At 40.9% G+C, this 25,816-nt stretch carries 16 protein-coding genes and 5 pseudogenes; 13 read left to right on the top strand and 8 right to left on the bottom strand.

Translation table 11 applies throughout. From position 1 onward, the window contains the following. The first annotated feature begins 14 nt into the window (after positions 1 to 14). The 5 genes and pseudogenes from FIU21_RS04490 (at position 15) to FIU21_RS04470 (ending at position 5,982) form a co-directional block, all read left to right on the top strand. Entirely contained in the window at positions 15 to 563 is a 549-nt protein-coding gene (locus tag FIU21_RS04490) for a hypothetical protein (protein ID WP_004360379.1), read from the top strand. A gap of 521 nt (positions 564 to 1,084) precedes the next feature. Next, positions 1,085 to 2,629 (top strand): annotated as a pseudogene (locus tag FIU21_RS04485) (type VI secretion system Vgr family protein); the annotation flags it as partial. A gap of 1,640 nt (positions 2,630 to 4,269) precedes the next feature. Next, positions 4,270 to 4,866: a hypothetical protein gene (locus FIU21_RS04480; RefSeq protein WP_231291340.1), complete on the top strand. Its 597-nt coding sequence runs from the start codon at positions 4,270 to 4,272 to the stop codon at positions 4,864 to 4,866. A 60-nt stretch (positions 4,867 to 4,926) separates the two neighbouring features. Continuing rightward, entirely contained in the window at positions 4,927 to 5,610 is a 684-nt protein-coding gene (locus FIU21_RS04475; RefSeq protein WP_004360382.1) for a hypothetical protein, read from the top strand. 27 nt (positions 5,611 to 5,637) lie between these two features. Further along, positions 5,638 to 5,982: a DUF4280 domain-containing protein gene (locus FIU21_RS04470; protein ID WP_004360383.1), complete on the top strand. Its 345-nt coding sequence runs from the start codon at positions 5,638 to 5,640 to the stop codon at positions 5,980 to 5,982. 127 nt (positions 5,983 to 6,109) lie between these two features. Here FIU21_RS04470 and nqrF read toward each other — a convergent pair whose 3' ends face one another. The 6 genes from nqrF to FIU21_RS04440 all read right to left on the bottom strand — a co-directional run bounded on the left by nqrF (position 6,110) and on the right by FIU21_RS04440 (position 12,140). After that, a complete protein-coding gene (gene nqrF / locus FIU21_RS04465; RefSeq protein ID WP_004360384.1) occupies positions 6,110 to 7,378 on the bottom strand; it encodes an NADH:ubiquinone reductase (Na(+)-transporting) subunit F in 1,269 nt (422 codons plus the stop codon). A 7-nt stretch (positions 7,379 to 7,385) separates the two neighbouring features. Beyond that, entirely contained in the window at positions 7,386 to 8,012 is a 627-nt protein-coding gene (nqrE, locus tag FIU21_RS04460; RefSeq protein ID WP_004360385.1) for an NADH:ubiquinone reductase (Na(+)-transporting) subunit E, read from the bottom strand. Positions 8,013 to 8,014: 2 nt separating this feature from the next. Next, positions 8,015 to 8,644, bottom strand: coding sequence for an NADH:ubiquinone reductase (Na(+)-transporting) subunit D (locus FIU21_RS04455; RefSeq protein ID WP_004360386.1), 630 nt, complete (start codon positions 8,642 to 8,644; stop codon positions 8,015 to 8,017). Between the two features lie 27 nt (positions 8,645 to 8,671). Continuing rightward, the gene (gene nqrC / locus FIU21_RS04450) at positions 8,672 to 9,385 is read right to left on the bottom strand and encodes an NADH:ubiquinone reductase (Na(+)-transporting) subunit C (protein WP_004360387.1); all 714 of its coding nucleotides are present in this window, start codon (positions 9,383 to 9,385) and stop codon (positions 8,672 to 8,674) included. 17 nt (positions 9,386 to 9,402) lie between these two features. Beyond that, entirely contained in the window at positions 9,403 to 10,554 is a 1,152-nt protein-coding gene (locus tag FIU21_RS04445) for an NADH:ubiquinone reductase (Na(+)-transporting) subunit B (protein ID WP_004360388.1), read from the bottom strand. Positions 10,555 to 10,790: 236 nt separating this feature from the next. Next, complete coding sequence (locus tag FIU21_RS04440) at positions 10,791 to 12,140, bottom strand: Na(+)-translocating NADH-quinone reductase subunit A (RefSeq protein ID WP_004360390.1); 1,350 nt, start codon at positions 12,138 to 12,140, stop codon at positions 10,791 to 10,793. Positions 12,141 to 12,330: 190 nt separating this feature from the next. Here FIU21_RS04440 and FIU21_RS04435 point away from each other — a divergent pair, with 190 nt between their 5' ends. The 4 genes from FIU21_RS04435 (at position 12,331) to FIU21_RS04420 (ending at position 20,543) form a co-directional block, all read left to right on the top strand. Then, on the top strand, positions 12,331 to 12,492 hold the full coding sequence (locus FIU21_RS04435; protein ID WP_172891305.1) for a hypothetical protein: 162 nt from the start codon (positions 12,331 to 12,333) through the stop codon (positions 12,490 to 12,492). Positions 12,493 to 12,541: 49 nt separating this feature from the next. Next, complete coding sequence (locus tag FIU21_RS04430; RefSeq protein WP_004360391.1) at positions 12,542 to 17,014, top strand: translocation/assembly module TamB domain-containing protein; 4,473 nt, start codon at positions 12,542 to 12,544, stop codon at positions 17,012 to 17,014. A gap of 108 nt (positions 17,015 to 17,122) precedes the next feature. Further along, positions 17,123 to 18,907: a 30S ribosomal protein S1 gene (gene rpsA, locus FIU21_RS04425; protein ID WP_004360392.1), complete on the top strand. Its 1,785-nt coding sequence runs from the start codon at positions 17,123 to 17,125 to the stop codon at positions 18,905 to 18,907. A gap of 283 nt (positions 18,908 to 19,190) precedes the next feature. After that, the gene (locus FIU21_RS04420) at positions 19,191 to 20,543 is read left to right on the top strand and encodes a TIGR00341 family protein (protein WP_004360393.1); all 1,353 of its coding nucleotides are present in this window, start codon (positions 19,191 to 19,193) and stop codon (positions 20,541 to 20,543) included. Between the two features lie 311 nt (positions 20,544 to 20,854). Here the strand turns inward: FIU21_RS04420 and FIU21_RS04415 are convergent, their stop codons facing one another. Further along, positions 20,855 to 22,117, bottom strand: a complete 1,263-nt coding sequence (locus tag FIU21_RS04415) for a hypothetical protein (RefSeq protein ID WP_004360394.1) — start codon at positions 22,115 to 22,117, stop codon at positions 20,855 to 20,857. Between the two features lie 388 nt (positions 22,118 to 22,505). On the opposite strand from FIU21_RS04415, the pseudogene FIU21_RS04410 reads away from it, so the two are divergent. Further along, a pseudogene (locus tag FIU21_RS04410) lies at positions 22,506 to 22,637 on the top strand (transposase); the annotation flags it as partial. A gap of 89 nt (positions 22,638 to 22,726) precedes the next feature. Continuing rightward, positions 22,727 to 23,149: pseudogene (locus FIU21_RS04405) on the top strand (transposase); the annotation flags it as partial. Between the two features lie 45 nt (positions 23,150 to 23,194). Here the strand turns inward: FIU21_RS04405 and tnpC are convergent. After that, on the bottom strand, positions 23,195 to 24,574 hold the full coding sequence (tnpC, locus tag FIU21_RS04400; RefSeq protein WP_172891313.1) for an IS66 family transposase: 1,380 nt from the start codon (positions 24,572 to 24,574) through the stop codon (positions 23,195 to 23,197). A 178-nt stretch (positions 24,575 to 24,752) separates the two neighbouring features. Here tnpC and FIU21_RS04395 point away from each other — a divergent pair. Next, positions 24,753 to 25,247 (top strand): annotated as a pseudogene (locus tag FIU21_RS04395) (IS982 family transposase); the annotation flags it as partial. Between the two features lie 107 nt (positions 25,248 to 25,354). After that, positions 25,355 to 25,607 (top strand): annotated as a pseudogene (locus tag FIU21_RS04390) (transposase); the annotation flags it as partial. Between the last annotated feature and the right edge of the window lie 209 nt (positions 25,608 to 25,816).

The raw sequence follows: 25,816 nt of genomic DNA, 5'->3' as shown, positions 1-25,816 counted from the left end.
TAAAGTAATAACTTATGAAAAAGAAAAAACTATTAGTTGTATTATCCCTACTGATTATAGGTGGGCTATTTGCTTACTTTGCCTATGTTGGTGGTGCATTTCTTCGATTGACTCCTGTTACTGGAAAGCAGTTTGAACAGGCGGCTCTTACCTTAGGATTTACAAAGGCAGCGGTCGATAAGAGTGCAATATCTGACAAGACAGGAATAGCCAATATTACCATTATGATGAAAAGTGTCAAAGACGACCTACATAATGTAATGATCGATATCCCTCTGGAGTTCTATGAGTTGAACAATGAAACTGATGCTACTAAATACTATACCTATATTGTTGAGATGCTGCAAAGAAATATTAAGGATGGTATAGGCGTAGTCAAAGTTGATAGGGTTTTTGGAAATGCTGATGTATATAAAAACTATAACTATAACAACCCAAGTTTTGTCGTAGTACGGGCAGGATCAACAATACTAATTACCAAATTCTATTGTAATACCGATTCTGAAAAGCAAGTAGAGCAACTTCTTGACAAAATAAAATATAATTTTAATTATTCTAGATAGAATCGAACGAGAACAATTATTAAATTCGCGAACTCGTAGATAATGCTATTGAAAAGTCGTTACATAGTTTCGAATAAAACATCTACAAATAAAGGCAAAAATACGTATATAAAGTAAGTTTGCAATCGTTAGAAAATAATTAGTTAAAAAGTCGTACAAGAAAAGATGATTAATAGGACTTCTAAAGAGCATCAGTAACAAGCCCCAAAGGGCATCTATTGTAGTCAATTCGGTGACTTTTAGAAGGCATAAGAGCATGTGATGGTTTTGAGTTGCGTGAAAAGAGTTTGCAAAGATCAATAGATATAGGAATAAGTTGTTTGTATAAGACGGAAAGATATGGTAATGGATAGACATAGTGTTATTCTATTTTCAATCTATGTATTTTTCTGGCTTTGCACCTTGACGTAGCCCACTACGCCTGCGTTGCAAAGCCAAACAATCTGCTTGATAATAAAACAAAAATATGTATAGATTCTAATAACTGATTCGGCTTTAATTTATCTCAAAACAAACAACCAATGTCAATTCCTTTCAACCCCATCACTATCAGCGTAGGAAAGAAGTCTCTTTCTTCTTTTATTTCTCTACAAATCGAACAAAATATAGGTAAACACCACCGATTTCAAATGTCTGTTGAACTTGAATCTGGTGGCAATAGATATGTACATAACATCAGCGAGAACAGTAAAAAGTGGCTGGGTGAAAGCATCGTTGTAAAGGCTGCAAATACTCCTATCTTCGTAGGTGTGGTGACAAATGTACAATTACACAGAGAAGGAAGTGACTTTGGATGTATCATCGTTTCTGGCTACTCCGCTACTTACAGAATGGAAACGGCACATAGCTGCTTCTCATGGAATGATAGAACCATTGGGGATGTAGTGAAAAAGCTGTGTGAACAAGCTAAGGTGCAATTAGAGTTGAATCCTGAATTCAAGGAAACCAAAGACTTTATCTGCCAGTATGAAGAGTCTGACTTCGACTTTATCCGTCGTCTTGCTCATCAGTATCAGGAGTGGATGTATTTCGATGGAACTAAACTCATCTTTGGTAAACCAAGGAAATTGGCTGATCCTATAAGATTAGAATATGGAACAACACTATCTTCACTTGACATTGGTTTACAGACCCTCGCACGCTCTGAGCAGGTGTTCTCTTATCACTCTGGTGCTGACCGTGAAATGCAACGTATGACGCCAAACTTGGCATATGGTCATGACAAACTTGCGGGTGATGCTTTCCGTGCATCATTAGGTATGTTCTCAAAACCTGCACGCCAACATGCGCTGCCACGTATAAGCAATGAGACGGAACTTATTAATTACATGGGGCGTAAGCAGGCGGCTGAGACGGCTGAGACACATTATATCACAGCTGAGAGTCAGGTGCCGACCCTGCGTGTCGGTTCCGTTATAAGTCTCTACAGCTCATTCCTGGAACGTGTAGGAGACCTATCAGAAGAGAGCTTGGGTAACTTTATCATTATCGAGATAACCCATGAGGTAAGCCAAGGCAGCTACTACAAAAACCGCTTCAAAGCTATCCCTGCAACAATAAAGGCACTGCCAAGTCCAAAGGTGCGAATGCCATTAGCAGAGACACAGATGGCAACGGTGCTTAGCAATGCTGACCCAGAGGGTAAGGGCCGTGTGCGTGTACGTATGAACTGGCAAACAGAGGGTATGCAGACAGGCTGGGTGCGTGTGATGACACCGGATGGCGGTAGCAGTAGTGACGTAAGGAGGAACCGTGGTTTTGTGTTTATCCCAGAAGTAGGCGACCAAGTCCTCCTCGGTTTCCGCCATGGCGACCCTGCACGTCCTTATGTTATGGGTAGCCTGTTTAACGGAACAACTGGTAACGGTGGAGGGTCAAATAATAGTATTAAAAGTCTTAAGACACGTAGTGGTATTTCTGTTATCCTGAATGATGATAATAAGTCACTTGAAATAAAAGATGCAGGCGGTAGTTCCATTCATTTGGATGGAAATAGAAACATCTTGATTAATGCCCCTAAGAACATACAGCTCCATGCTGGCAATGATATGTCCTTTATGGTAGGTCACGACCTACAAGTTAATGTTGGGAACTCACAAACAACGAACATTGGTAATATGTTGCTGACCAATGTGATGCAGAAGATATTGGTAAACACACCGTTCATGCAGCAGCTTGTTGCAGACTTCTTCCACACACAGGCAGGAAAGGCATTGCTCAACTCTCAGAAGCAAATAAAGATTGAGGCTCCAGAGACAAATGTAGTTGGTGAGCAAAGATTATTCATACATAGTGCAGAGAAAGCTATTTTCAACTCGCAGGGTATAATAGAGATGAGGGGTGAGCAGGGCGCGAACGAGTTCAATCAGGCGTTCTCTTATCAGAAAGCTGTAGAGGAAAAAGCCAAACGATGTGTTGTGTATTTCAAGCGTTCCGAAAACTATAATGGCGAGTACGGCTTTGACTGGTTCCATCTGGGTAAGGAAGAGGATATGTCGAAAGGAGACTATAAGTTTGTCGATACCATAGGACACCACTATGAAACAGACAAAGACGGAAATAAAGTCACATGCACAGACGGCAATGCAGCATACATGTCTCCTTTTGAGGTGTTACCTACGCAGGTCGACAAAAAGAGGAACAGTTTCGAGTATTTCAACATAGGCTTCAAGTTAGCAAAGGCAAGAATCGGAGTGACACCCCTCGAGGATTTCACCTACTATATTCCTCATATGACAATGATGCCTGACACGGAAGTTCATCTCGTTGTCGAGATTGAACTTGACGGAGAGGAAAACAAACCAAAGGATATCAAACTCCAATTTGACAAGGCGGATGGTCTGAAGCTAAGCCATACGACTCTCCCCGTACGTGCTGGAAAGGTTACTCTCACAATATCTTGTACAGGTGAGTTGAAAGAAAAGCGAACGCTCACTGCAGTTACTGATGATGGAGATATCGTGGGTAAGTTGTTTATTCTGCCCAATAGCAAAAAACACCAAAGAGATATAAATGTAGTATTTGTAAAGGTGAAAACAAAGTTGGACGGACAAAAAGAAAAAACAGGCATAGTAATTCCTGAATCCATAACTTTGTTCCTCAATGTCCTACACCAAGCCCTTGTAAATGTAGATGGAAGTATCAAGGAGGTGGATATTAATTGTACAGAAGACTCCTTTAAGGAAAGATTCTGCACAGACAAAATAATTTATAAAGACAATATCCCACAAAAGCATATCGTAATAAAAGATGACGACATTACAGCAGGGAAGATGAAGGAGGAGATGCTGAAAGTTTTAAAAAGAGAAAACGGTAATCAATTTGATGGATACTATACCGTATTCTTTTTCGGGGATAAGAGCGAAAGTACTAATGGATATGCCTACCCAAACTCCACGTATGGAGTATTCTTTGATGAGTATAACTCCGCCACAGTACCCCACGAGATGCTACACGCAATGGGTTTGCCTCATTCGTTTGACTATCATGGTGTACCATTCGCCTACAAATATCACACAACCGATAATATTATGGATTACAGCCATCTTACCCCGAATCCAATTAAACGTATGAGTTTGTTCTATTGGCAATGGGGAATGTTAAACAACAAAATCGTATAAAAGGTATGAAACTTCTCATTCTAATATTATTAACTGCGCTGTGTTGTACTTGCTGCAATGCGCAAAAAGACAAGGAGACAACAACAATGGAGATTACAGAAAAATTCGATGTACAATATTATAAAAATATAATCAAAGAGAAAAATAGCTATGAAGGTGCTACATCTGCTCAATATGTAGAGAGGAATGGTACTGAGACCTATGTGTCATTTAACGATGATGGATTTGTCTTACAAGAAATCAAGCCATTTACTTATGAGATGATAGTTAGGAACTATTATAAGAATTGTATTATTAAATCCAAAGGGAAATTCCTTTGCCATTCAAGTGTCAAAATTGGTATTTGGCGCGAGTATGACAATCAGGGTAACCTTATAAAAGAAACCGATGAGGACAAGAAGTTTGAGAAGCTGCGCCTGAAACCTATAAATATCCTGCGCTGGCTCGAGCATGAGGGGTATATAGACAGAAAAACAGGAAAGGGGCAGGAGAAATTCTTGAAAGAGGGCGATGAGCCTAATATTGACATCTACTTTTGGCTGTCGACTCGTGCTGAAGGGTCAAAGACTATCCCTGCGGGTTGGTCTATCGATATTACAGAACATGGAATGCGCACTACACATAGTTTCAATGCGGAAACGGGTGAATACTTGGGAAAGACAACACAGGTATTATATGAATAAGGCATAGTCTCGTCATTCTTAGAACTATAAGTAGAAACAGATAATGACAAGAATAAAAGTATGAAACATCTCATTCTAATATTACTAACTGCGTTGTACTGTACTTGCAGCAATGCGCAAAAAGACAAGGAGACTACAACAATGAAGACAACAGAAAGATTCGATGTACAATATTATAAAAGCAAAATCAAGGAAGTAAATGGTAAAGATGGAGACAATAGCTTTGCCATTTATGTGGATAGAGATAGTACACAGGTTAAGGTGTATTTTGATAAGGATTATGATGCTTTGGTAACAATCCCTCCTTTTACTTACTACAAGGAAGTAAGAATATTCCATAAAAACGGAGTTCTCAAGAAGTCGGGAAAACGCCTTTTCTGTTCATCTATCGATATTGGCATTTGGCGCGAGTATGACAGTCAGGGCAACCTTATAAAAGAAACCGATGAGGACAAGAAGTTTGAGAAGCTGCGCCTGAAACCTATAAATATCCTGCGCTGGCTTGAGCATGAGGGGTATATAGACAGGAAAACTGGAAAGGGTCAGGAGAAGTTCGTGAAACAAGGGGATGCGCCAGGTATTAGCATAAGTTTTAGCAAGATAAGTGCGCCCAATGCTAAATTTGAAAAAGATTCTGTTCTTTGGACGATTACCATAACCGATAAAGGCAGTGATATAACTTATACATGGAATGCCAAGAATGGAGAACTACTCAGCAAAGAGATATTGCAAGCCATAGAATAAAAAGATTGAATGAACTAAACAGAGTTTATGTCCAAAATTATAACTCACGGAGCAACAATGTATTGTTCCCTTGGCACAGAGAAACCCAACCTAACTGTGACGAGTCAAACATTCCGTAGGATAGCTGATACTCTTGTTGGTACAGAAGGTGATAATAAAGGGATGGTAAATATCCCTAGTTTTGGAGTTTGCAAATGTAGTTCCCCGAATCCTCCGTGTACTCCCCAGCCACAAGGCTGGCAGCAAACAACAAAGAAAGACAGTATCAATGGGATGAAAAAGCTGACGGAGCAGTCATTCTGTATGTGTGCTAAAGGAGGAAGAATATCATTCGTTGATACAGGAAGTAATTCTTTTGTTGAAAGTGAATAACACGTTCACAAGATATTATTTGTCTGTATGTAGTTTCTTTCACTTTCCAAAAGTCCTTTTACTTGTCCAAAACAAAAAAGCGAGGAGCCCAATAAGGTTCCTCGCTTTATATGAATAGAATTTTGAATTATCCAAAGTTATCGTACATGATTGCATCCTGATCAACACCGATGCTGTCAAGATAGTCTGTAACAGTCTTGATGAGCATTGGAGGTCCACAGAGGTAGTACTCACAATCCTCTGGTGCCTCGTGCTGCTGAAGATACTCATCACGGATGCAGTTTACTGCAAAACCAGTGTAATACTTCACGCCAGCCTCATCAGCCTTAGGGTCTGGACGGTCAAGAGAGAGGTGGAAATGGAAGTTAGGATATTCCTTCTCAAGCTCCCAGAAGTCCTCAAGGAAGAATGCCTCACTGAGTGAACGCGCACCATAGAAGAAGTGCATCTCACGATCGCGAGTGTGGAGGGTCTTTGTCATGTGCATAATCTGCGCACGCAAAGGAGCCATACCAGCACCACCACCAATCCAAATCATCTCCTTACCAGAAGTGAAGTTAGGATGGAAGTCGCCGTAAGGACCGCTCATCATTACCTTATCACCCTCCTTAAGAGAGAAGATATAAGTAGAACCAATACCAGTTGGTACGTTCTGGAAACCAACCTGCGGACGTGGCAGGAATGGAGGTGTTGCAATACGAACAGTCAATGTGATGATATCACCCTCAGCTGGATAGTTCGCCATAGAGTAAGCACGAACAGTTGGCTCAGGGTTCTTTCCCTTCAAAGAAAGGAGGTTAAACTGCTTCCAAGGACCGAGGTATTCCTCACCGATATCGTTCTTATCGAAGTCCTTATCATAGTCGATGCAGTCGTAAGCTGGAATAGAAATCTGTGCATAAGAACCAGGAACGAAGTCCATATGCTCACCAGGAGGCAAGGCAACCTTGAACTCTTTGATAAAGCTGGATACGTTCTTGTTAGAGATAACAGTACACTCCCACTCCTTAACGCCCATGACAGACTCAGGAACCTTGAGTGACATATCACCCTTCACCTTACATTGACATCCGAGACGCCAATGATCTTTAACATCCTTACGGCTAAAGTGAGGACGCTCTGAATCGAGAATCTCACCGCCACCTTCTACTACCTGCAACTTACACTGGCCACAGCTACCCTTACCACCACAAGCAGAAGGGAGGAACACACCGTTCTCATTCAGCGTAGACAGAACTGAGCTACCCTGATCAACGGTCATCTCCTTATCACCGTTAATTGTTATCTTTACCTTTCCGCTTGGGCTGAGATACTTCTTAGACACAAGCAGGAGAATCACCAACACAAGGATGGTGATAAGGAATACCACAATACTTATTGTTATGAATTGTCCCATTGTTTACTTAGATTTTAAGACCTGAGAAGCACATCATTGCCATTGCCATCAGTCCTACTGTAATAAATGTGATACCAAGACCCTGCAAAGGCTTTGGTACATCAGAATATTCCATCTTCTCACGAATAGCGCCCATTGCCACGATAGCCAATGTCCAGCCAAGACCAGAACCTGTACCATAGACAAGTGCGTCCCATACAGTACCGATATACTGTGTGCTTGCTGGGTCAAGACCGATACGCTGCTGCATAAAGAGTGAAGCACCCATGATAGCACAGTTAACGGCAATCAGCGGAAGGAAGATACCCAACGCACCGTAAAGTGAAGGTGAGAACTTCTCAACAGCCATCTCCACAATCTGTACGATACCAGCAATGACAGCGATAAAGAGAATGAAACTAAGATAAGTAAGGTCAACACCCTCTGCAAGACAGTCTGGTCCGAGAACCTTAGTCAGCAAAAGATAGTTGATTGGTGTGGTAACGAGCAACACGAATGTTACGGCTACACCAAGACCCAATGAAGTCTTTACGCTCTTAGATACCGCAAGGTATGAACACATACCAAGGAAGAACGCAAATATCATATTGTCCACAAAGATGGACCGGAAGAATAAACTAATAAGATGTTCCATAATTACTTCTTGTCTTCTTTATAGAAATATGCACGATGAACCCAAATAACACAACCGAGAAGGATGAGTGCCATCGCTGGCATTGACATCATTCCGTTGTCCATATAACCTGCATCATAGAGACTTTGTGGGAGAATCTTGAAACCGAGCAATGAGCCACGACCAAAGAACTCACGAACAGCACCTACAACAACAAGTATCATAGCATAACCCAAACCATTGCCGACACCATCAAGGAAACTTGGCCAAGGCTTGTTGGTCATAGCAAAAGCCTCAAGACGTCCCATAAGGATACAGTTGGTAATGATAAGTCCTACGTAGACAGAAAGCTCTACACTCACGTCGTAAGCTACAGCCTTGAGAATCTGACTAACAACTGTTACCAGAGCAGCAACAACCACCAACTGTACGATAATACGAATACGGTTAGGGATTGTGTTACGGATAAGTGAAATAATAACATTAGAGAATGCCGTGATAATGGTAACGGCAAGTCCCATAACAATCGCCGGCTTCAGCTGTGAAGTTACGGCAAGGGCAGAACAGATACCGAGCACCTGGACCATAATTGGGTTGTCCAGATTCAGCGGATTGCTGAACACCTCTCTATTTTGTTTTGAGAATAAATCCATATTCTTATTGTTCTAAAGATTAGAATATTATTTGCTGTTCAGGAATTTAACGTAAGGCTGAAGTCCACCCTTGTCTGCATGGAACATCTCTGTTACACCATTACTGGTAAGTGTTGCACCTGTTACGGCATCTACCTGCGTAGATGGGTCTTCGATCTTCTTTTCAACAGCAAGTGCTATCTTCTGAGTATCGTTTCCACTAAAGAGATGCTTACCCTTGAACAAATCCTGCCATGCCTTATTGTCTTTGATTTCAGCACCAAGACCAGCAGTCTCACTCTCGTGGTTAAAGTAAGCACCAAAGACGGTTCTCTTATCACCATTGATAGCGATGAAACCATTGATAGGACCCCAAAGACCGTTACCATAAACAGGGATAACATACTTATCCTGACCATCTACCTTGCAACGGAACAATGCGAGTTTGCCTTCCTTGGCATCCTTACTATTCAACTTAAAGCCGGCATCAACGCCACCCTGCTTTCCAGCCTCAACGACCTTACCATCTGCATTGATGATGTCATCTGCCACAATAATCTGCTTCCAAAGCTTAACAGCCTCCTCATTGCTCATATCACGATTCTGATTGAGTGCAAAGAGAATCTGCTTCTGCTGATCAAGCTGTACATTAGCATCCTGCATTGGCTTCAATGCTTGGAACACGAAAGCAAGCAAAAAGGCTACAATCAGCACGAGGATGGCAGAATAGATAATTGTATAAGAATTACTATTTGTTTTCATTTCTTCGTCCTCCTTATTTATTTAGCACGCTTTGCGCGCTTGCTGATGTTTGACTGAACTACACAGTAGTCGATGAGTGGGGCGAACATATTACCAAAGAGGATGGCAAGCATCATACCCTCTGGATAACCTGGGTTCAATACACGGATGATGATAGCCATCGCACCAATAAAGAAACCATATACCCACTTACCTGTCTCTGTACGTGCTGAGGTTACTGGGTCGGTTGCCATGAAGACTGCACCGAAGCAGAAACCACCTAAAACAAGGTGTTCATACCACTGAATTGGTGTTGCACCAGTTGAATGGAAGATAAGTCCCATCACGGTTCCACCAAGGAATACGCTCAACATTGTCTTCCAGCTGGCGATGTTTGTCCAAAGAAGGATTACAGCACCGATAGCGATAGCGATAACAGATGTCTCACCCACAGAACCTGGGATAAGACCTAATACCATATCACATACAGATGCGTTCACACTTGTTCCCTGTGCAATCTCACCCAATGGGGTTGCCATTGTGAAACCGTCTGGCAAGGTATAGCCGAAACCTAAGATAGAATCCTTTGCTACCCAGATGCTATCACCCGTCATCTTACTTGGATAAGAGAAGAAGAGGAAGGCACGTGCAGCCAAGGCAACGTTAAAGATATTCATACCTGTTCCACCGAAGATTTCCTTCGTGAAGATGACAGCAAAGGCCACTGCAAGCACAAGAATCCAAAGTGGTGTGGTCACAGGAATAATCAATGGAATTAGAATACCTGATACAAGATAACCTTCCTGAATCTCCTCACCCTTCCACTGTGCCCAAGCAAACTCAATACCTAAGCCGACAATGTAAGACACAAGAATCTTTGGCAACAGAGCAAGCATACCATAGAGGAACATTCCCCAGCAGGTAGCATCAGCCAACTTACCAGCTGCTAAAGCGTTCTGATAGCCGATATTGTACATACCGAAGAGCATCGCTGGTACCAATGAAAGTACCACCAAACTCATAATTCGCTTCGAGTCAATAGCGTCATGGATAGAAGTTCCGCTCTTTGATGTCTCGTTAGGAACATAAAGGAACGTCTCGAAACCATCGTAGACACTCTTGAAAGCGTGAAGCTTTCCGCCCTCCTCAAAGTTTGGGCGTATCTTATCGAGATAATTTCTTAAACTCATAATACTTTTATTATAGGGTTCTTAAAGTCCAAAGTTTCTGTTTCTTGAATTGTTACCAAACGTTTGTAATGTTTGTACAAGCCGTTTGTAATCGTCTTACTAAGCTCTGCCAACATCATTCTCTGACAACGAGAACTTTCCGTTACGTCAATGACTGCTGGCTGACTGCTGACGGATAACATTCTGAGAAAACTGAACTGAAACTGAAGTTAAAGTCATTGTGGGCTCATAAGACCCTACGCATTCTCTTTTCTAAGAATATCCAAGCCCTCACGAACTATCTTCTGCAAAGGTAACTTAGAACTATCAACGAACTCAGCGAGTGCAAAGTCTTCTGGACTTACCTCATAGATGCCCAACTGCTCTTGGCTATCAATATTGCCAGAGATAATTGACTTGATGAGGTACTCACTGTAGATATCCATTGGTAACACTCTGTCGTACTCGCCACTCATAATCATGTGACGCTCTCCACCCTTGACACGTGCATCGAGATTGTACGCCTTCTTGCCCTGCAACCAAGTGAAGTAGCTGTGAGAAGTAGAGAAGTCATTGAAACGAGGGAGCATCCAACCGAAGATTTCGTGTACGTCATCACCCTCTGGAATCAATGTTACCTCTGAAGTATGTGCACCAAGCACAGACTCTTCATTAGCGATAACACCAGTGAGAGGATTACCATTGAGGATGCGAACGTTGCAACCGTCAGCGATGTTGTCTGCAAGAATCTGCTTCAATGGAGTACCAACGAGGGCATCTACATAACCAGTCTGCTTTACCATACTACCTGCAATGGCTACACGACGAGTGAGGTTTACCTTACCGGTGTTAAACAAGCGACCAAAGAAGATAACGGCTGTTGGCTCAACAGTCCATACCACTTCGCCCTTATTAACTGGGTCGATGTGATTTACCTGTACACCAACATTACCTGCTGGGCAAGGACCATCGAAAACAGTTACCTCAACATCCTTTGCTCCAGTCAACGCTGAAGCCGACTGCTTAGCACCAATACCCAAATAAACCTTTGCAATCTTAGCGAGAGCTGTCAAACCTGTCTGGAAGTCTTTCTCCTGACCATTCAACTCAAACTCGAAGTCATTCTGCAAAGGTTTATCACGAAGTGCAGACACGAAAATTGCCTTTGGTTCTGTGTCTGGACATGTAGCAACAGCATAAGGCAGCTGGTTGATATAACCAAACAATCCCGCCTGCAGCAATGAAGCCTTGACATCATCAGCGGATAAGCCCGCCACGTCCTTCACGCCGAAGTCAGCATATTCCTGCTGCGCATCGGCAGCAATCTTCACACGCAACACCTTACGTCTTTCTCCGCGCTCAACAGCTGTGACGGTACCGCTCACAGGAGAAGCGAAGCTAACTTCAGTGCACCCTTTGTCAACAAACAATGGGTCACCAGCTCGGACATGATCACCTTCACGAACGGTTACCTTAGGTGTCAATCCTGGGAAGTCATCTGGAACCAAAGCGTATTCCGTAGATGATTTCACAGGCAACATCTGTTCCTGCGCGCGTCCTGTAAGGTTAATGTCTAAGCCCTTTCGTAACTTAATTACATTTGCCATAACAATGATAAAGCGATTTTTATATTATTTCATCTTAATATTTTCCACCCTAAATAAGCTTCACAAAACATAAGGTAAACAACCCTTTGCTTGCCGAGCGTAGCTTATTTTCTGCCAAAAATAATGCAAGCGAGAGCAAAGAAAGGTGACTTTCCATTTGCCGAGCGTAACTTATTTTCTGCCAAAAATAATGCAAGCGAAAGCAAAGAAAGGTGACTTTCCATTTGCCGAGCGTAGCTTATTTTCTGCTAAAATAATGCAAGCGAGAGCAAAGAAAGGAGACTTTCTATTTGCCGAGCGTAGCTTATTTTCTGCAAATGTAGCAAATTTTAAGCAGATTTGGCACATTTAGATATAATAATTTCAGTATAAAATGGTTTTTTTGTAGTTTTGTAGACGCATTGAAGAAACTTAGAACAATTATACGATGGGTTATATGGACCATAGCGGGTCTTTATATAACCACAATCGTACTGCTGCACATACCAGCAGTACAGGGTTTCCTTGCCCAAAAAGTAGGCGACGTAGCGGGCAACAAATTGGGTACAGAAGTGCACGTAGGACGTATTGATTTAGGCTTTATCAATCGCTTCGTATTAGACGATATTCTCATCTATGACCAAAGTCACAAGAAGATGTTATCGGCATCACGAGTAGGAGCAAGGGTCGACATCTGGCATCTCTTACGTACAGGTGAGATTAATATTTCCTCTGCACAGCTTTTTGGTTTGCGGGCAGAACTATACAAAACCAGCAAGGATGCCAAGCCTAACTTCCAATTTGTGTTGGATTCATTGGCATCAAAAGATACCACAAGTCACACCCCTTTACACTTGTCTATTAATAGTCTTGTGATTCGACATGGCAGCATTAAATACGATTGTTTAGATGCACCTACCACGCCTAACAGACTGAATCTGAACCATATCAACGTAAGTGACATTTCGTCTTATCTCATTCTTAACAAGTTGGATGACACGAGTGTGTGGGCTGACCTTAGGGCATTGGCTTTCAAAGAAGCCTCAGGTTTAGAGGTGAAGCAGTTGGCTTTTGAATTAAAAGCTAATCAGCAGCAAGCCACATTACGTGACTTTATCTTCGATGGGACTAACAGTAAGATTGCGCTAAAGGAGTTATTTACGACCTACAAGTTCAATAACAAGAATTTGGATTTCAACACTTTACGCTACACCATCAAGGACTTTAAAGCTGCAATAAAGCCTTCCGACTTTGCCCCTATCCTACCCGATTTAAAGCCATTGACAACTAACTATACCTCTACAGTTGATGTAGAAGGTACAAGTCAGTCTGTATTGGTAAAACATCTTAACGTCTCTGACCAGACTCTTTCGACTCAAATTAAGGCAAAAGGATGGGTAAGAAACATCCAAAAGAGTCCTATTTGGAACTTCACTTTCAGCCCACTGAAGGTTAGCAAGAACACCCTTCAATCCATCACAAAAGTTACGCATAAGCCCCTCCCTAAACCATTGAGTAACATTGGAAGTATCTACTATCGTGGTACTTTCGCCCATAACATGGGGAAATATACAGCAAAGGGACTGCTAAACACAGATGCTGGTAACGTTCAGTTGGCTACTGTTATTCACGGAAAGAACATCCAAGGAACAGTTAGTACTGCCGAATTGAATCTTGCGAAAGTACTTGACAACAACGACTTTGGTAAGTTAAGCACGAATATCAAGGTGGAAGGCAACACCGACCTATCTTATATTGCCGCAAAGGGTGACGTTTCCTCCTTCTATTATAAGGGCTATACCTATAAGAATATTCACCTTGACGGAATCTATAAGAACGATATTTTCACAGGTAAGGCAGCGATAAACGACCCTAATGGAAAGCTGAATATTGACGGAAAAGCTGCCAACATAATGGCTTTCATGCAACACAAAGGAAAACTGTCTACCGACATTTCAATCATTGCTGATGCCGTCAACTTACACAAACTTCAGCTAACAGAGGCGTTGGGCAATAGAACAATCTCCTTTACTTCTAAGATTAAAGGACAGGGTGCAAGCCTGAATGATATCATAGGAAATCTCGATGTCAGCAACTTTGCTATGATTGGAGAAGGTCAGAACATTATCCTTAACCAGGTAAGTATCAAGACAAACAACGGACTCTTAGGTAAGTCGCTTGACGCAGAGACTGACTTTGGTGAGCTACACCTCGCTGGACAGTACGATTATAACCAACTCCCACAAAGCATAAGACGTATCTTAGGGCATTATATCCCAAGCCTTTTCCCACCAACTCCACGCTTTAACATGGGCATTGGCAAGGCAAACTACGCTTTCACTTTGCGCCTAAATGACACAAAGTTTATCAATAGTTTGTTGAATACTAATATTGTTTCTTCACATGCTATAAGGCTCGCAGGACTTGTAAGGGAACGCCAGAACGAAATAGACTTACACATCAATGCGCCTAATGTAATCTACTCAGGACACCAGATAAAGAATCTCGTCTTGAATATTAAGAGTGAGCCACAAGGCTTGCAGACCACTATTTCTGGTGAACGAAAGGGAGAAACAGGACCGCATGTCCTTATCAATGCACAGGGATTGATTGCAAACAATACGGTTAATTCCAATATTTCTTTCCGTATACCGGGGCTTTCTCCTATATACGGAAATGTCAATAGCATTGCCTCTTTCTCTCGTCGTCATGGCGACTTAGAGACTCGCTTGCACCTCAACCCATCGGAAATCAACTTTGATTCCATTGCGCTACAAGTGCAACCTTCCGATATTTCTTATCATCGGAACAATCTTACCATCGACCATTTTGAACTTTCCAACCACGATCAGCATATCATTGCTAATGGTCAGACGTCTGGAAATCAAAGCGATTCTATCCTTGTAAGATTTAAGGATGTCAATGTCCCATACATTCTTAACCTTGTTGACTTCCAAAGCGTTAAGTTTGCTGGTACGGCTTCTGGTACAGCTTCTATCAAGTCATTCTTCCATCATCCACAGATGCAAGCGAAACTGGAGGTGCAAGACTTCCAATTTGAAGATGGAGATATGGGTACGCTCTTTGCGGAGGCAAACTATAATGACAAAGAAGGTAAGATTAATATCGACGCCTATGCTGACCCTGGTGATGGCACACGAACAGACATCCAAGGCTATGTGGACATTAAGAAAAGCTATATCAACCTCCCTATCTTTGCCAATAACACGCATCTCTACTTCCTAAAGAGCTTCTGTGGCTCTTTCATGGACAAGATTCAAATGCAAGGAAACGGCTGGTGTAAAGTCGTCGGACCCCTTAGTGCCATCAATCTTGAAGGTGACATGCAAGTGCATGGAAGCGTATATGTAAAGCCAACAGGTGTTACCTATAAGATGCGCGACGCACGTGTTCGCATGATTCCAAACGAGATTATCTTTGGTAACGACACCATCACTGACCCACAAGGACATATCGGTATTGTTACAGGTGGATTACATCACAAGAATCTTAGCCACCTCACTTTCGACATCAATATCCTCGCACAAAACCTCTTAGCTTATAACTTCCCTAAGAAACAAGGGAAAGACTCGTTCTGGGGTGTGGTATATGGAACGGGCAAATGTAATATAAAAGGTGAACCGGGTTCAACAACAATGAACATTGATATGGAACCGGAAAAGAACACCTATATAACTTATGATGCCTCTTCAACCAATGATGCAAGTACAAGTAACTTCATTCGCTGGATTAACGTACCAAAGGATAGCACTGGAGTTTTAATCCCTGAGGCTGCGGACACACTCAGTTTTGCGGCAAAACCAGCTCCAAAGAAGGTATCGGATATCGTCAAATTCAGAGACATACCGAGCGACCTACACATCAACTTCCTCGTACATTCAAATCCGAATCTTACGCTTGGCGTCTTACTTGATGATGCCACTGGCGACAATATCCGTCTGAATGGTTCGGGTATGATTCGTGCGTCCTATTATAATAAGGGAGCCTTCCAACTCTTTGGAAACTATAACGTAGACTACGGACAGTATAACCTCACGATTCAGAATATTATCAAGAAGCAGTTTATCTTCCAGACGGGTTCAACGATTGCCTTCGGTGGCGATCCGTTCAATGCTGCGTTGAATCTAAAAGCTAACTATATCATCAATTCTGTTCCTTTGGGCGACCTTGGAATGGGTAAGTCCTTCACATCCAATAATACAAAGGTTAACTGCTTGCTGAACATTGAAGGAACGCCAGGCGCACCGACTGTCTCTTTCGGTCTCGACCTCCCAACGCTCTCGCCTGATGCACAACAGATGATACGCTCTATCCTCAACTCTGAGCAAGAGCTTAACCAGCAAGTACTCTACCTTTTAGCAGTCGGACGCTTTTACCCACAGAGCAAGAATAACAATCCAGCACGAGACAGTGAATCGCCAAGTCGTGCATCTCTTGCTATGCAGAGTCTACTCTCTGGTACAATTTCACAACAAATCAACACCGTATTGTCCAATGTTGTGAAGGATAACAACTGGAACTTCGGTGCCAATATTGCGACAGGTAATGAAGGTTTCGACAATGCAGAATACGAAGGACTACTCTCAGGAAGCATGCTTAACAACCGTCTGCTCTTCAACGGACAGTTTGGTTATCGAGACAATGTAGCCAAGGATAAATCGTCCTTCATAGGCGACTTCGACATCCGTTACCTCCTCCTCCCAAGCGGTAACGTAGCCTTCCGTGTCTATAACCAAACCAACGACCGTTACTTCACACGTAACTCTCTGACAACTCAGGGTATAGGTTTGATTCTGAAGAAAGACTTCAACAGATTGAGTGATATTTTCGGAAGTAGAAAGAAAAAAACAAAAAAACAGAAGCAAAAGCACTAATATACAGAATATTATTCGTAACTTTGCACCCGATTTGGGCGAACTACGCCCATATTACAGGTAATATAAAGTCGAACTTTATTAATTAAATTATTTTTTAAACACTTTATGACAAATTTCAAAGACGTCCAGAATGTACAGCCTTTAGCTGACTTCAACTGGGATGAGTTCGAGAACGGCGCACACGCTGAGGCAAGTAAGAACGATCTTACTAAGGCTTATGACGAAACTCTTAACAAGATCCAGGAGCACCAGGTAGTTGAAGGTACTGTTATTTCAGTTGACAAGAAGGAAGTAGTTGTTAACATCGGCTACAAGAGCGATGGTATCATCCCTGCTTCTGAATTCCGTTACAACCCAGAGCTCAAGGCTGGTGACAAGGTAGAGGTTTATGTTGAGAACCAGGAGGACAAGCGCGGTCAGCTCGTTCTTTCTCACAAGAAGGCTCGCCTCCAGAAGAGCTGGGAGAATATCAACAAGGCACTGGAGAACGACGAGGTTATCCAGGGTTACATCAAGAGCCGCACTAAGGGTGGTATGATTGTTGACGTATTCGGTATCGAGGCATTCCTTCCAGGCAGCCAGATTGACGTTCACCCTATACGCGACTACGACGTATTTGTTGGTAAGACAATGGAGTTCAAGGTTGTTAAGATTAACCAGGAGTTCCGTAACGTAGTCGTTTCACACAAGGCACTCATCGAGGCTGAGCTCGAGGCACAGCGTAAGGAGATTATCTCTCACCTTGAGAAGGGTCAGATCCTCGAGGGTACTGTTAAAAACATCACATCTTACGGTGTATTCGTTGACCTCGGTGGTGTTGACGGACTCGTACATATCACTGACCTCTCTTGGGGCCGCGTAAGCGATCCACATGAGGTTGTTGCTCTCGACCAGAAGATTAACGTTGTTATCCTCGACTTCGATGAGGAGAAGAAGCGTATCGCTCTCGGTCTCAAGCAGCTCACTCAGCACCCTTGGGATTCTTTGGATCCTAACCTCAAGGTTGGCGACCACGTTAAGGGTAAGGTAGTTGTTATGGCTGACTACGGTGCATTCGTAGAGATTCAGCCAGGCGTAGAAGGCTTGATCCACGTTTCAGAGATGAGCTGGAGCCAGCACTTGCGTTCTGCACAGGAGTTCATGAAGGTTGGTGACGAGGTTGAGGCAGTTATCCTCACACTCGACCGCGACGAGCGTAAGATGTCTCTCGGTATCAAGCAGCTCAAGGAAGACCCATGGGAGGCTATCGAGGTTAAGTATCCAGTAGGCTCTAAGCACACTGCAAAGGTTCGCAACTTCACTAACTTCGGTATCTTCGTAGAGCTTGAGGAAGGTGTTGACGGTCTTATCCACATCAGCGACCTCTCTTGGACTAAGAAGGTTAAGCACCCATCTGAGTTCACTTCACAGGGTTCTGAGATTGAGGTTGTTGTTCTCGAAATCGATAAGGAGAATCGTCGCTTGAGCCTCGGTCACAAGCAGCTCGAGTCTAATCCTTGGGATGAGTACGAGGCAATCTACACTCCAGGTTCAATCCACGAGGGTAAGATTACCGAGTCTATGGACAAGGGTGCTGTTATCACTCTCAGCGAGGGTGGTGAGGGCTTCGCTACTCCAAAGCACCTTGTTAAGCAGGACGGCACACAGGCACAGCTTGGTGAGGTTCTCCCATTCATGGTAATCGAGTTCGTTAAGGACACTAAGCGTATCATCCTTTCTCACTCTCGTACATTCGAGGAGGTTAAGGAAGAGCCACGTCGCCAGCGTCCAGCAAGCCAGAGCAAGCCAAAGAATGACGCAGCTGCTATCAACAACGTTGCTGCTGGTACATCTCTCGGTGACCTCGGTGTTCTCGCTGACTTGAAGAAGAAGATGGAGGGTGGCAAGTAATTTGCACTCTAAAATCTAACATAAATAAAAAGAGTATCAAGTTTTCTTGGTACTCTTTTTTTATTCTCTTAGCTCTTTGTTGACCAGAACACCTATTCATATATAGGACTATCGTAATTGCATATCGGCTGTGCACTACAACGGAGCCTTATCTTTACCAATCTTATTCTTATGTAAAACGAAAAGAATATACGCACACAAACACCAGCCCACTCCCTAATAGTTAATCAAGAAACTGCTTGAAACTTTCCATTAAATTTAGTATCTTTGCAAAAAAAACGGAATGCAGGAAAATAACAATCAAACTTTATGGCAGATAATTAAGAGTTATTTCAATGTCTTACCTGACAAAGACGGCGAAAAATATGTTATTAAACAAATAACTAATGGCATCAACTTTCAAGGTTCTAATCTCTGGATACTTATCTTTGCCGTATTTATTGCATCCTTAGGCTTAAATGTCAATTCAACAGCAGTAATTATTGGTGCTATGCTTATCTCTCCACTGATGGGACCAATCATCGGTATGGGATTAGCTCTTGGAATTGCTGACTTGGACTTGTTCAAACAGTCCATAAAAAACTATTTGGTAAGTACATTCATTAGCGTTGTTACTGCAACAATCTACTTTACACTTTCACCTATCACGAATGCTCAATCCGAACTCTTAGCACGCACATCGCCTACCCTTTATGACGTATTGATAGCTCTTTTTGGTGGTGCTGCTGGATTCTTAGCTACGTCAACAAAAGGAAGAAACAACGTGGTGCCGGGTGTTGCCATTGCCACAGCCTTAATGCCACCACTTTGTACAGCAGGTTATGGACTGGCCGTACAAAACACATCCTACTTCTTTGGGGCATTTTACCTTTATTTCATCAATACTGTTTTCATTGCTTTTACAACCTGTCTTGGTGTACGCTTTCTGCATTTTCATAGAAAGCAGTTTATCAATCTTGAAAAAATGAGACGAGTAAATTTTTACATCGTTAGCATTATTATTATCACAATTATCCCTGCAAGCTACATGACATGGAACATCATTAAGCAAAGTGTATTTGAAAATAACATAGAGAATTTCGTTACAAAGGAACTTAATTATAGCGGAACAAACATTCTCTCACACCAATACGACCTAAAAACCAAAACCCTCCATGTGGTAGCGGTGGGCAATCCGATATCAACTGATTCGATAGCTAAAGCACAAAAAACGATGACTAATTATCAGCTTGATGGCTACGTACTAAAGGTGATACAAGGATCTAACTCTGATAGCTTATTACTCCTACAGCACAAGAATAAAGGTCAGTTGATGGTAGGAGAAAAAAATACGGCTGAATGGCAAGAACTTGCATATAACAACGATGTGCTAAAGAAGGAACTAACTTCTTATACACGTTATCCAGTACTTGCTAACGACATGCGAGAAGAACTTAAAGTCGTATGCCCCTCAGCAAAGAGTATTATGCTTTCGAAAGCATCTGAGTCTTTCGTTGATTCTGCTTCAATTAAAAGTCACATCGTGGCTATAGTCAAAACAAACAAGACACTTGCCAAAGACAACAGAAAGCAGCTTTATGACTGGCTGAAAGTGAAAGTCAAATCTGATAGCCTTGAACTAATTATTTTACCATAATAATAGTACTATACAAGAGTAAGAAGTACCAAACCACCACGGGTTTGGTATTTTTTATGTTCTTCTGGAATTTGGAGTGATGCGATAATATCCTTTATGCCACTTATTAGTAAAAAAAATTGTAAATAGTTCATTATAAGCATTTTGTAGCGTGTATAACCCATGTGATACAACAACAACTTTCGTAACCTTTAAATTAGTACTTTGTATTCTTTAACATCAGTAAACAAAGGGGATGTAAAAGTATATAAATTATAAAAGTTATTGATAATCAGATATTAAACACTATCACTCCAAAATCCTGAAGAACCTTAAATAAACCATGTTTTATCTATTCTATCTATAGATTCCTTAATAATTTTAGCATTAATTTTTTGAGCGAATGTTTCAACAGAAGCACCAGCATACTTGTCAATAATGAAAGAAGGTTTATTTTTGTAATCGAAATTGTCCTTTATCATTTCATTTATCCCTTTATCTTTACAACCATATCCAATGATAATCAAGAAGTTTGCTTTTGATAAGTTATTTCTGAATTTCTTAAAAAGCTTCTTGAAAAGCAAGGCTTCATCATACCTTTTAATCTTTAAGGTAGTACCAGTCAGAAAGTCTGCATGATATTCAAATGGTGAGGCATCATACCCATATTTGGATTTTCTACCTTTGATAATATTACCCGATCCTATTCCCCATTTTATTTTGACATATTTCTCTGGTTTCATAAAACCATTTTTATCTCTTCGATAGAAAGGTACATAGTCAATACTTCCATGAAGTTTATATAGTCTTATCGACGTATTGTACCTACCTGTATATCTTTCTAATCGACAATTGTAGTTTCTGTGCTCATGTTCAAGTATGCCATAATACTCAGACCCATATTCGTCAAACCCATCAGATATGTTTCCATTGATAAACCCCGTGTTATTGAATGATTCGAATAACAAGTCATGGTTAAGGGTGTGCACATTAACAATGAACTTGCGACTCAACTCAGATAGGTATGTGAGGAAACCATTATATCCATCATAGCAATTTATCTTGAATGGTTCATCATCATACCAAGACTTGCCTGTTTTGTCTTTAAGCAGATGAGCTACCATTTGGTTATATATGTGTGAGATATTTGATAGATAGTACTCATAACTCTCACAATCGTCAAGCAAATCATCACAAAGCCTTTGATAACGTTCTTGTTTTGCTTCCTCCGTTTTTATAAAGTCATAAAACTGTTCGTAATCGAACATGCCGCTATGCGCCTCTGTGTATTCTTTGATTAAACGCTTACAAAAAATGAAATACTTTTGATGATTATTAAGGGCTCCATCCATCTGGAACAATGGTTTTATGCCATCTGTTGAAGATGCCAAACTTCCACAGGGTGCAAAATTAAGAGTACTATCGTCGAAATTAAGCAAATTCTTATTCATGTCATTGCCAACTGGATAACCTTTAGGGGCAGAAAAACCTGCACCTAATAGAATTGCTATTGATTGCCTATTAGACAAAGGAAGTTTGATTTCTTGTTCATCATCAAAATCAACATCCCAAATAGTTTTATTTATCTTAATCATACTATTGCTTAAACTAGAATATTGTACACTATTTAATTAAAAAACACATAAAGGTTTCAATGAAACACTTTTACGAGGGGATTTTCTTTATACATGCAAATTTAATATTTAATTTAAAAATATACTAAATAAAATTGTTCAATCTGTGTGCGTAATCATTTTTAATTTGGATTTTTACTATTTATAAGAGTACCTATGAGCAAAGTATAGCAGAATATAGCAAAAATCGTTACCCGAAAATCAGCTAATCGCACAGAATGCTCTTGTATAAAGGGCTACCAATTTTCTATCCAAAAATACTGAAATACTTTGTATGTCAGATGATTTCTGCAAGTTTTTTAACGATATGACAGCAAAATATACGCTACGCCCTACTGAAAAATATAGTAAGCCCTTAGAATACAAAGTGTTTGTAAAATTAATATATGACAAGCTGATCGACGACAAGGGTTACATCGGCAAAGATCTTTTCCAAAGATTGTTCGTAGATGAAATACAACTTATTACTAACCTGAACTCGGGATAAGAAAAGTCTGCACAAAGTTGGTAATCTCATTATGTTTTTGTAACTTTATAGTTGAAAATCAATTATTTACAATAAACATAACGATGATTACCAAGGACAAAATTACTGAAATTTTCTGTATTGCAGATGATTTCTGCAAAGAGTTTGAGTTAGAAACTGATAAAATAGGTCTCTCAGAAAAGAATAAAGGATGTCATCGCCATCGCAGGTGGCGTATAAGTAAGTCTGAAATCATAACGATTTTAATTTGCTTCCACTTTAATTCCTATCGTAATTTTCGTCACTATTATACCTTTTTCGTAAAAGAGCATTTAGCAGATTTATTTCCAAATCAATTGTCTTATAATCGTTTTCTTGAATTAGAGGCAAGAGTCTCTGTAGAGATGATGATGTTCCTGCAGATATGTTGTTTTGGGAGGTGTACTGGTATTAGTTTTATTGACTCAACTTGTATTCCAGTTTGCCATAATAAACGTATTTGTCGCAATAAGGTTTTTAGAAATTATGGTAACTATTCAGCGATAATAGATATATAAGTGCATCTCAATTTCTCAAACCTTAAATAAGGCTTGAATCGCATTATATGGAGTTTTGTCGTGCTTCTTAGCTGTTTCTACAATCGAATGAAGTTCAAGAAAAGCGTCTGCTCCGAAGTCTGAACGAAATGTACAGGAGTTCTTCAGTTTGATTTTTAGCTTGCGTATTCCACGTTCGCTTCCATTATTGTCAAATGGTATCATCGGATTTTCAAGGAAATTGAAAATGTAATCTCTGCATTTGACTAGGGCTTTTTTGAACGTAATAAACTTTTTACCAAACTCCTCTATATTCTGTTTGAGCAGATTGTCTAAACGTCGGGTCCATGACACCTTGTCTATAACGTCGTTCGGATTGCTATTCCGCTCGTGAATGGCTTCACGGAACAGATTGGTTACTTTCCCAGACCACTCTTGCTCAGTGTTCAACTCTGATAGATATTGCAGTTTGCGGAGTAAGTGAGCAAGGCATACCTGGTGATTGAGGAAATGGAGTGCAAAGTATGCGCTATGGCGGTCGGTAACGGCAGTCATTCGTTCCAAGCTATCGCCAAATTTGTCTACTAATACCTTCGATCCTCTTCCATCAGCACGGAAAAGCAGTGTGTAATAAACGGTTTGTGCAATCCATGCCCAGTCGAGTCTTTTCTTACAGTACAAGCCGCTCTCATCGAAACCAACAACTGCTGATGACTTGATATATTCTTTAATTTTATCAATCACAGGTTGCGCATTTCTCTTTGCCTCATTTACCCAGTTCACCAGCGAGCCTTCGCTTGGAGTGAGTCCAAATACCTCACGCAAAAAAGTTGCTATGCGACCATAAGGAAGAAATTGCACGACACTCAGATAAACCACTAAGGTCTTTACGCTTGAATCATATACCACGTTGTTTGACCGCCGTCTCGGTGCTGTCCGAATACGTTCACCACAGTTCTTGCATACCATCACATAGTGTCGGATTTCCTTGATTACGGGCTTCAACTCTGGAATGGAAATAACCTGCGTCACATAATCAAGCACACGTTCCGTATCTGATAAAGATTCTCCGCAACGAGTGCAATAGTTGGGTACCTCATCGATTATCTCGTCAGGTATGGAAGAGCAAGACAACTTATGCCCATCATGCCCCTTTTGTCCTCCCGGCTTCTTACCACTTGGCTTACGGAGGCTTCTTGTTCTTCTGATAACCTCATCCTTTATACGCTCCTTGCTTGGCGGAGTGCTGCTGTTATTAGAGTTTTTGTCAGGTTTTTCATACTTAGCCAAGCGTTCCCGTAAGTTTATAAGTTCCGTATCTTTCTTGCGAATTTCAAGGTTCAGAGCATTTATGTTACGATTCAATTTAATAATCTCGGCATACTGCTGATTGACAGTTGCACGCAATAATCGCATCTCTTCCGTCATGGCTTGTAATACTTTTGATATGTCCGTAACCTGCTCTTTTATAGGTATAAAGGTACAAATAAAATCTGAAATACGCAAGAAAAATAAGTATCTTTATAGCCTTTATACGAAGATTTTAGAGGAGAGAATACAGACTGAACAATACCGCTGAATAGTTACAAATTATGCAACAAGGGGTAAGAGTACAATGGGATGGTATTTTGGATTCAAACTACATCTTATCTGTAATGAAAGAGGTGAGATTCTAAACTTTATGCTCACTAAAGCAAATGTTGATGACCGAGACGAAAATGTATTTAACAGGTTGACAGACAATGTGTTTGGTAAATTGTTTGCAGACAAAGGGTACATTTCTCAAGGATTATTTGAGCGATTGTTTAATGATGGAATAAATTTAGTTACTGGCATTAGGAGTAACATGAAAAACAAACTAATGCCACTTTATGATAGACTTCTTCTAAGGAAAAGATCTGTAATAGAGACTATCAATGATGAGCTAAAGAATGTAGCTCAATTAGTGCATTCAAGGCATAGAAGCATATTTAATTTCGCAATGAATGTTCTCTCTGCTATTGCAGCCTACAGCTTCTTTGAGAAGAAGCCAGCAGTGAACATAGACTTTGCTATAGAGCAACATTCGGGACAGATTACATTATTCTAAAGTAATCTGTTTTATTATTATCTTTAGACCCAATCAAAAGATTGAGTCTAAAGAGCCGTTGTACTAAACCAAACAGAAGAGTGGGATGATACTTAGCCCGAGTTCAGGTTAATAAGCTGAAAAGCAATATGAAAGGAGCTTTAATGAGCATTTCTGACAGACTCTTACTAAGAAAAAATATCATTATTGAAACTGTGAATGACGAACTTAAGAATATTGCGTAAGTGCGTACTCCAGACATAGATGCTTTGACAATTTCATTGTCAATTTTTAGGCACTGTTGCAGCTTATTGCCTGTTCCCAAAGAAGCCGTATATCAATGTACAAAGGACAATTGACACACAGTTTGCGCTGTTCTGAATTCGTCGAACTTACATTAATATAGAAGAAAAAGCTACACCACATATACAGCGAATTATATTTACAGAAAATAAAACTCACCATAGCTGAAATCTTAGAAAACATTAGTTTTTTTTGTTTCCTCATAACTTATTGACTATCAGAATAATAAAAAACAGAATTTCAATAGGTGCTCTTTAAGCCTCTAAAAGGGCGTCTATTGAAGTCTT

This window comes from Prevotella melaninogenica (assembly GCF_013267595.1).
GTDB lineage: Bacteria > Bacteroidota > Bacteroidia > Bacteroidales > Bacteroidaceae > Prevotella > Prevotella melaninogenica_D.
Note: the sequence above shows the minus strand (reverse complement) of the source record. Positions and strands in the feature narration are given on the sequence as shown.